This window comes from Candidatus Nitrotoga sp. BS (genome assembly GCF_927797785.1).
In the GTDB taxonomy this organism is placed as follows: Bacteria; Pseudomonadota; Gammaproteobacteria; order Burkholderiales; family Gallionellaceae; genus Nitrotoga.
On sequence record NZ_CAKMLL010000005.1, the window covers coordinates 1 to 9,287 of the forward strand.

Genomic DNA, 9,287 nt, shown 5'->3' on the forward strand with positions numbered 1-9,287 from the left:
GAATACTGCTTTATACTTAGCATAAGAAAACAGGATTGGCCTATTTCTTGAGATAGTAAAATATATATACTGAACTATAAGGAAAATTGTTATGAAGACAACAATGTATAGAAAAAATTTAATAGCCATAGCTGTTGGAAGCTTGCTATCACTGGGAATGGCAACAAATGCAATGGCATTACCACAATTCCAAGTTGACCCAAATATGGACAATAATCACACTGATGCATTTTATGCAACTTCTATTTCGGGCAGCTCGTCTGAGCGCCTGACCGCAAACGTGATTGACAACACCTTAGTCGCTACTTTTGGTTACCTTACTTTTACTGGCTTCACGAATGATGGTCCAGTAGGAAATGATGTTGGCCCTGCTTTTGGTTCTGTTTTTTCTACGGGCATCAATGGCGACTACCAGCTTTATCTCACTTTTAACTTGGTTGCAAAGTTAACTTCTGGCTCGCTTGGAGGCGCAGGTAGCCAGTATTCTTTGGAAAGTCTAAATTTTGAGGTATGGCGCGATAATTTATCAACACTTACAAATTTCACTGCTGCCACCGTTGGTGCTGAAGCTGCGGTGACAGGTAATGGAGATGATATAAAACTTGGGAGCGGGTCTTTGATTTTTGGATCCGCAGCACTTACAAATGGAGTTTTTGGATCTACAGTGGGAGCTGCCCTAAACTCGAAGACTACTTACACGAATACGACAGATGGAGATAAATATTTTTTTGATCCATCGCCTTTCTACAACATTTCATTCAATGCGTTCAATAACACTGGGACGGGTGTCACATCTGACGGGACACACATAGCAATCAACAGCGCTGCAGGTGTCGTTGATTTCAATAGAGTGCCTGAGCCTGAGACGTTAGCTCTGATGGGTATAGGTCTTTTGGGTTTGGGAGTGTCATTGCGTAAACGCAAAGCTGCTTAGTTAGGAATATTGGGGCAACCCAATACCCCGCTGCAATATTTAGCCACCGTCTGTCCGTCAGGCGGTGGTTATTCATTTAAACAGAAAATAAGGAACCTATATCAACAAAGAGAAACAGCAATAAACAAGGGGGCGCCAAATAAAAACAAATGGGCCACACCAAATATGGGGTCAGTCTTCACACAACACTTAAAAAGTCATAATCTTCGCCCATGACCCGCCCCATTCGACTTGAATTTCCATCTCAATCTACACGTAACTCTGCGGCAACGCGCGAAATGCGGTCTTTCTTGATGATGAGGATCGCGTGTTGTATTTTGTCTGCCTGATGAAGTGGTAGTGCGTTTTGGCTGGCAGTGTCACGCGTATTGCCTGATGGATACTATCACTTGCTGATCGAGACCCCGGAAGGCACCCTGTCCCTGGGCATGCGTCAGTTGAATGGCGTCTATACCCAGCGATTTCAATCGTCGTCACGGGCGAGTGGGGCATCTGTTCCAAGGGCGATTCAAGGCGATTGTGGTGGATCGCGATAATTATCTACTGGAGTTGTGTCGTTATGTTGTGCTAAACCCAATTCGCGCCGCCATGGTAAAGTAATTGAGCACTACCCGTGGAGTAGTTACCCGGCAACGATAAGGTTGGCTGATCGTCCGGGCTGGCTCTACACGGACTAGCTGTTGAGCCAATTTGGTAACCGCCGTGATGAAGCCCACCAACATTACGCCAATTTTGTTGCAGGGGGCGTAGGTCTATTGTCCCCGTGGTCTGCGGTGAGAGGCCAGTCACTACTGGGTTCAGATGCCTTGGTAGAGAAAATACTCCCGTTGCTTAAACAGAAGAATGAGTTGAAGGAAGTTCCACGTGCCCAGCGACTGTTAAATCGGCCAAGCCTAATTATATTGTTTTCTAAAATTATTCAAGGGGACAAGTTGTTGCGAGACGTGGCCATTATTAAGGCGTATTTGGACTACGGTTATAGCATGGCGGCGATTGCTCGGCATGCTGGGGTACACTATTCTACGGTGAGCAAGATTGTTAAGGGTGAAAGGTGACAGCCGTTGTGTCAAGACTTGCCCTTTTGCTGATTCGAAGGGTGGGTAAAAATCTCAGCGAATAAAGATTGAAGGTAAGTGTAAAATTTATCGACACCATTTCTATATCGCACCCCGTAGCAAGCCAACTTTAACCTCAAGGTAAGGAAAATTAAAATCGAAAAGATAAAACTAAAGTTAATGTGGCTGTCTTAAATTAAAGATTTAGCTATATGTTCCGAATATAAATTAGGCTGCTTACATATAAATAAACAATCCGATGCAATAATCATGTCCCAAAAACTGGCTTGGTACTAAGCAGGCTTGTTTCAAGATTGCCAAGTCATGAGTCATTTACGAACGTCTAATTAGCAAAAAAGGTAAGCATGCAACGCTACATAGAATGGATTATTCGCTACCGATTTGTCGTCATTGCTTTGACGTTGCTCATCACCATTGTGGCGGTCATTCAGGCGAAAAATTTAGAGATCGTTATTGATCCTAATACCATGCTCCCCCAGACTCACCCTTATGTGATGACAAGCAACCAAGTTGAGAAGATATTTGGGTCGAAATATATTGTTGTGGTTGGGGTTACTCCGAAAGAGGGCGATATCTATCAACCTGCCGTGTTGGAAAAGATTCAACGTATGACGGCAGCTTTTCTTCAGACACCAGGCGTAGTGAAAGAAAATCTGCTGAGTCTTTCCTCGAAGAGAGTCAAAAATATTGTTGGTACCGCAGAAGGCATGGAAGTAAAGCAACTCATGTCAAATATTCCAACCACAGTTGGGCAGCTTATGGTGCTGCGCGGGGCTGTTGAAAAGAACCCTGTCTACATTAATTCTATTGTATCTACAGACGGGAAAACAGCGGCTATTAACGTTGAGTTTAAAGACGAGCCTGGAGGTTTTCGGGCTATCATGAATAAAGTGGAGGCCATTGTTGAGCATGAGCGAGACCCCCGGTTTGACATTATCGTGGGCGGGTTGCCAAGTTTTCTCGCCAGCATAGAGGTTTACTCAGAACGCATGGCATTCCTTTTTCCAATTGCCATTCTGATTTTGGGGTTGGTTCTTTTTGAAGCTTTCCGGACGAAGCAAGGACTTATTTTGCCACTTGTTACAGCGAGTCTTGCAGTAGCTTGGGGGGTAGGTGTGATGGGCGCTTCAGGTATTCCGATGGATGTGTTTAACTCCGCCACTCCCATCTTGATCCTGGCGGTTGCAACAGGTCATGCGGTGCAGATGCTTAAGCGTTACTACGAAGAGTATTTCCGCTTGCGTGAAACAACAGCGCTCTCCCTTAGTGATGCAAATAATCAAGCAGTTATTTCATCACTTGTTCGTGTTGGGCCTGTCATGATAGTGGCTGGTGTAGTCGCCTCCTTGGGGTTCTTTTCTTTGGTGGTATTTGAAATCAGCACGGTGCGCACTTTCGGAATTTTTACCGGCATTGGAGTGCTGGCTGCCTTGATTCTAGAAATGACTTTTATACCGGCTTTACGTTCAGTTCTTGCACCACCCAGTGATGCTGAAAGACAACGCGAGAAGAACAGGCGAATTTGGGACAAGGCGACAGGAGTGATAGCAAACTGGGTGACTGGCCCAAGTCGAGGCAGGATGTACGCTGGTGTTTTGCTTTTCGTTATTATTGCCATAATCGGTATGGGCAGGGTAATGGTGGACAACTCTATTAAGAGTTATTTTTCCCCTGACCTGATTTTTGAAAAGAACGATAAGGCGTTGAATGAACATCTGGGCGGTACTAATACACTGTATTTACTGGTCGAAGGTCCAGGTGATGACGCCATTAAAACCCCCAAAATATTGCAAGCGATGGAAGAGCTGCAACGTTTTCTTGAAAAGCAGCCGTATGTCGGCAAGACTGTTTCATTAGCCGATTTTATCAAACGCATGAATCAGGCGATGCATGGCGATGATCCCGCCTATTTCAAAATTCCGGACAATCAGGAATTGATCTCTCAATATTTATTGCTTTACTCGATGTATGGCGAACCTGGCGATTTTGATTCTTATGTGGATTATGGGTATCGCTCTGCTAATCTAACGGTGTTTCTGAAAACGGACAGCAGTGCCTACATAGAAAAACTAGTCGAAAAAATTAATGCGTTTACAGCGGTAAATTTTAATAAAAATGTGCATGTCGGCATTGGTGGCAGCGTGCCACAAGGTGCAGCACTGAATGAAGTCATGGTTTATGGGAAAATACTTAACATTCTACAAATCGCCGGTGTAGTTTTTATTATTTCAAGCCTTATTTTCCGATCCTTGGTGGCTGGGATGTTGGTTCTTCTTCCTCTTGTGGTTGCTGTGCTCACTAACTTTGGTCTTATGGGCTGGAGTGGTATCCCGTTAAATACTTCTACTTCGCTTATTTCGGCAATGGCCGTTGGGATAGGTGCCGATTACGCAATCTATCTGATCTATCGGTTACGTGAAGAGCTTATGATGGGAGTCGACGAAATCACCTCTGCGCGCATCGTTATTGCAACAGCTGGCCAGGCAATCTTGTTTGTTGCTATCGCGGTTTCAGCTGGGTATGGAGTGCTGTTGTTCTCATTTGGTTTTAATCTACATAAGTGGTTAGCCATTTTGGTTGCTGCGGCTATGGTCATGAGTTCGCTGTCGGCATTGCTGCTTATCCCCGCGCTTATTCTTACATTTCGCCCAGATTTCATTTTTAGGAGAATTGCTGTGAAAAATAACCCACTGGTAGCTTCTGTCGCTGTATTGTCACTATTTTTTGGCTTATCAATGCAGCCCCAAAATGTTTGGGCAGCAGAACCCGATCTGACCCAAATCATGGAAAAGAATTTCGTCGTTTCCAAGGTTCTGGATTCTGTAGCTGATGCCACGTTTACCCTGGTCAACAAGAATGGACAGGAGCGAGTGCGCAAAACTTTCGGCACAACCAAACTTGATAAAAATGGCATCGATAATATGCGTATGACGCGATTTATGTCTCCACCGGACGTAAAGGGAACGGTGTCGCTGCTGATCGAACATGCCAACGATGATGATGACATCTGGATTTATTTGCCCGCACTAAAAAAGGTTAGACGCCTTGTTTCAAATAACAAAAAGGATAGTTTTATGGGCACGGATTTTTCATATGCCGATGTCATTGGATATAAGGTGGCCGAGTGGAATTACAAGCTGCTGAAAGAGGAGGTGGTAGAGGGACAGCCCTGTTACGTTATCGAAGCATTACCAAAATCTGACGCTGTCAAAACCAACAATGGTTACTCGAAACGCATCAGCTGGATACGCAAAGACAATTTTATGGCAGTGAAAATGGATTATTGGGATGAGACAGGACAGCTATTAAAAACCTCGACATACACCGACATTCAAGTGGTAGACCAGAAGCGAGGAAAGTGGCAAGCCATGCGCCTTGAAGCAAGCAACGTACAAACTAATCACCGCACGGTAATTAAATTCGATAACTTCAAGGCGAACCAGCAGGTTAAGGATGAGTTCTTCACTACACGGTACATGTCAAAAGAATAATAGTGAGAATGCGAGTTAATATTTTATGCTACGTAAGACGCGCCTTATTTTCGGTGATGATTCTTGCATCGCTTAGCACACAGGTTGTTTATGCATTGATCATAGGTGAGATCGACGTTATCAGCCGGGAAGGAGAACCGCTGCTCGCGAATATCCAGATATCCCCGACAAATCCTGACGAGAAAATAACGGCCGCCTGCTTTTCCTTGATTAAGGCAACAACCAGTCCCGGGCAAGAAGAGCCGGACTTGTCTGCTGCAAGATTGGAACTGGAAGGGAGCAGAGATATTGGCCATCAAATCAAGATTTCCACAGCGACACCCATTGATACGCGCTTGTTGACGCTCCGGTTAAAAGCGAAATGTATTTCGAGCGGTCTGACTATCCGTGAATTCAATTTCGAATTGAAACCAGCAACGAACACCCTTTTCCCGCAAGCAGATATTATTTCGGCGACAGCGGAAAAAGTTGATGCAAATACCTTGCCTAAACCGGATGAAAAAAGTGTTCTGCAAAAGTTGGAGCTGAATGGCTCGGTTCGAGCTGGGTATTTCAGTTCATCGCGTAAGCTGGATGGAAAAAATGATTTGGGTAGCGGCTCGGTGTGGCTTAAAGCTACGCCAAATATTGGGGAGGGCGTTTCCCTGATTGCTCAGGGATGGGTTCGCAACGACGACTCTTTCAGAGCGACGGGGAATTCAGCAAAGTTACAAGAAGGATATCTTCAATTCAGTGCCGGGAATGTGGATTATCGAGTCGGCAAACAGATCATAGTGTGGGGGCGTGCAGATCGCTTGAATCCAACCGACAATCTGACCCGACGAAACTTCACTCTGCTAACCCCAGAGGAGGATGATCAGAGAATTGGAGCGTTGGCAGCAAAAGTAACATATTACTCACATGAAAATTCGCTGACCGGCATATGGCTCCCCGATATGGACCCCAATATCTTTCCTGTCACGGCAACACCGGGAGTTTTTTTTACTAAACATATTCCCCATACCAACCGAATTGCACTCAAGTTTGATCGAAGTGGAGGTGATGTGGATTGGTCAATTTCTTACTATAGTGGGCTGGATCTGAATCCTGACATTGCGATTGGAGCGACAACCACATCAGGTACAAATCTAATATTTGATTACAATCGTATTCGTGTACTAGGAATGGATGCCGCGACGGTCATTGGCCGTTATGGATTGCGTGCTGAAGCCGCATATACTTGGACAGAAAACGCCGGAGCGAATGACTTCATGATCAAGAAGCCATTTCTCTACATGGTAGCGGGTGGTGACAGAACGTTCTTCGATTACCTTAACTTTAATATTCAATATTACCTCCGCCATGTTACAAATTATTCCGACCCGCAGGCGATAGCTAACCCTCTCTTACGTTCAGTCGTAATTCCTACAGCTGCGCTATGGAACCAGTTCAGCCGTTCTCAACATGGAATAAGTGTTCGGGTCAGCAACAAATGGTTTCATGAAATGCTGGAAGGCGAAATTGCTGCTGTCACCTCTTTTGGACCAAGCAATTATTTCATAAGGCCTAAGCTGGTCTATGCCTTTAGTGACCACGTGAAAGGATCGCTCGGCATGGATATTTATCGAGGAAAAAGTAATACTTTCTTCGGTCGGTTGCAGGATAACTCATTGTTATTTGCTGAGATGAAATATGGCTTCTGATTGAACAGAAGAATATACGAATATTCAAACGTCCGGTTTTTTTGCTTCGACAGGTATTAAAATGCTTAGTGCTACGCGCAGCAAGGATAGAGCTGAAGAGTTTTGTGGTGCGATGCAATACGGACACAGGAGTAATGTTAATTACGCTGCCGATTTATCGCTGCCTTTACGGAGAAATCAAAAAATTGGTCAACTGTTACTAGTTCATTTGCAGAACTAAAGCTTTAGGTCAGCCTTTCAATCCATAACATAAGCAAGATGCCTGCACTCGTAGGTTCACTTGATAACTGTAGTTGCAGGAGCGTTCATCTGAATGCAATTGTCTGAATACTCATTGAGTACTTAGGTACATCAAGGTCCGTGGCTACCGAGTAACTGACTTCTACGCGGCGAGAGGTTCCGGAACATTGTTACAGTACATCTCTGAATACAAAGAGTAAGACCTGAGAGTACTCAAATGTTTGTGTACCAGTGAATCAAATCCATTGAGATTATCGGTAAGACTGATAGCAAAAGGGATTCTAGGGCCATAATGAAAAATAGCGGGGCCAATTGTCTGAGCTTGAAGTTCAAGTTGTTTCAGAACGCGAGTAATAGAGCGGCGACATAAAAAAATAATAAAGTCCATACTGTTTGCGCGACAGTAGTCACGGGCTGCATGCAGCACTTTCAGCATAATTACAGATTCTTTGCAGGCGGATTCATGCAACGATTGAGCATCGTTTAACTTTTGAAAAGGACGAAGGATGCCCAACCTGGAAAATTCAGCTACCTTCAGTTTGTATTGAGTAAATTGTGGAGAATCAGGAACTGACACTTTATAAAATGGTAATCCTCCAAGCTGGTCAATCACAAGTCGAAAAGTACCTATCCAGCGATTACCACTTTTGACAAGAAAATGAATTGATTTATCGTCATAGAGATCTTTTTCCATCTCTTCCTCTGGATTCTCAACCTTTAGAAAACCCTTTTCCAAGCAATATATTTGATATCTTAATTGGTAGTGTATTTGCTTGCTTTCTTCAGTATCGGCAAGTACAACTTCGTATTCGTAACTATTTTGTGACATTCTTTTAATTTCTCCATATCCAGACTAAAAGAAAAACATGACTAATACCTAATACCTTGTAATTTCCCAGCTGATATTAAATACAGGCAAATTTTCTGTCTAAGTAATCACAAATTATTCTCTACTCTGCTACATCAAAGATAAATTCCTAGAGATAGAGAAAGCTGTGTCCTTACATAACATAACTTAATTAAGCATAATTTGTGCCAAAGATATATTTTAAGGAAAAATTAACAGGATTCTTACTATAGTAAGGATTGGAGAAGAAACTTTAATTTGGTGTAAGAAAATAAAAAATGAAAATTTGAAGATTATTTAAAAATAAAGTAACCAATTAGCGACAAAATTTATTATTAATAGTGACTTATTAATAATAAATAATGAGTTACCAGTGTCTCTAAATGGCGACATTTTTTTGGATTATTTTAAGTTACGTCCTAATATCTTAGAAGAGGTGCATTTAAAATTCATTACATAGTTTCCGTAATGCAGATCGCAGCAAAGCAACCTATCTGTAGTGGACCAAGTTTTGAGATGTAGTTCTTATAAGTGTTTGATATAAAATGAAAAAAATAACAAATCTCCCCCCGAGGTTTCTTTGCGAAATCCGCGCAAAGAAAACTGTCTGAAGCCCATAGCAAATTTGACAAGACTCATGACCGGTTTGACTGTGTGCTTGCGAAGAGCGTAACTGGCTTTGTCTGAAATCGTGTTCAAGCGTGTCAACGAAAAGTAAAAATGCCGCTTTCTCCCTTCGTTATCGGTGTTATTGGATAACGGTTTTGCTATCGGTGGCGGACTTGCCGATGTACATTTTTCTCCACGGTTAACCCGCTGTTGGTTTGAGTTAGGCAAATAAACATATTCCTGGCATTACCGAGAAATCAAGTTGAAAATAATAAAATATTACGGTACAACAAACTATTTAAATGTAAATATATTGTAACTACTCACCCCTATAAATAATCAAGAAAACACTCGACAGGTTTTTAGGGGGTAAATTTTCGATTTTCTCTTAGGGCAATAAATCCCTGC

At 43.0% G+C, this 9,287-nt stretch carries 6 protein-coding genes; 5 read left to right on the top strand and 1 reads right to left on the bottom strand.

What is annotated here, in order from left to right:
* Nucleotides 1-91: 91 nt before the first annotated feature.
* The 5 genes from pepA (at nt 92) to MJ769_RS00300 (ending at nt 7,183) form a co-directional block, all read left to right on the top strand.
* Nucleotides 92-934: a flocculation-associated PEP-CTERM protein PepA gene (pepA, locus tag MJ769_RS00280; protein WP_239233850.1), complete on the top strand. Its 843-nt coding sequence runs from the start codon at nt 92-94 to the stop codon at nt 932-934.
* A 441-nt stretch (nt 935-1,375) separates the two neighbouring features.
* Nucleotides 1,376-1,534, top strand: coding sequence for a hypothetical protein (locus MJ769_RS00285; RefSeq protein ID WP_239233851.1), 159 nt, complete (start codon nt 1,376-1,378; stop codon nt 1,532-1,534).
* Nucleotides 1,535-1,614: 80 nt separating this feature from the next.
* On the top strand, nt 1,615-1,989 hold the full coding sequence (locus MJ769_RS00290) for a helix-turn-helix domain-containing protein (protein WP_239233852.1): 375 nt from the start codon (nt 1,615-1,617) through the stop codon (nt 1,987-1,989).
* A gap of 365 nt (nt 1,990-2,354) precedes the next feature.
* The gene (locus tag MJ769_RS00295; RefSeq protein ID WP_239233853.1) at nt 2,355-5,501 is read left to right on the top strand and encodes an outer membrane lipoprotein-sorting protein; all 3,147 of its coding nucleotides are present in this window, start codon (nt 2,355-2,357) and stop codon (nt 5,499-5,501) included.
* An 8-nt stretch (nt 5,502-5,509) separates the two neighbouring features.
* On the top strand, nt 5,510-7,183 hold the full coding sequence (locus tag MJ769_RS00300; protein ID WP_239233854.1) for a FimV/HubP-related protein: 1,674 nt from the start codon (nt 5,510-5,512) through the stop codon (nt 7,181-7,183).
* Between the two features lie 382 nt (nt 7,184-7,565).
* Here MJ769_RS00300 and MJ769_RS00305 read toward each other — a convergent pair whose 3' ends face one another.
* A complete protein-coding gene (locus MJ769_RS00305; protein WP_239233855.1) occupies nt 7,566-8,252 on the bottom strand; it encodes a GNAT family N-acyltransferase in 687 nt (228 codons plus the stop codon).
* Between the last annotated feature and the right edge of the window lie 1,035 nt (nt 8,253-9,287).

Excerpts from the sequence above, each read along its gene's own strand:
- pepA (WP_239233850.1), top strand. The coding sequence starts at position 92 with ATGAAGACAACAATGTATAGAAAAAATTTAATAGCCATAGCTGTTGGA.
- MJ769_RS00285 (WP_239233851.1), top strand. The coding sequence starts at position 1,376 with ATGGCGTCTATACCCAGCGATTTCAATCGTCGTCACGGGCGAGTGGGG.
- MJ769_RS00295 (WP_239233853.1), top strand. The coding sequence starts at position 2,355 with ATGCAACGCTACATAGAATGGATTATTCGCTACCGATTTGTCGTCATT.
- MJ769_RS00300 (WP_239233854.1), top strand. The coding sequence starts at position 5,510 with ATGCGAGTTAATATTTTATGCTACGTAAGACGCGCCTTATTTTCGGTG.
- MJ769_RS00305 (WP_239233855.1), bottom strand. The coding sequence starts at position 8,252 with ATGTCACAAAATAGTTACGAATACGAAGTTGTACTTGCCGATACTGAA.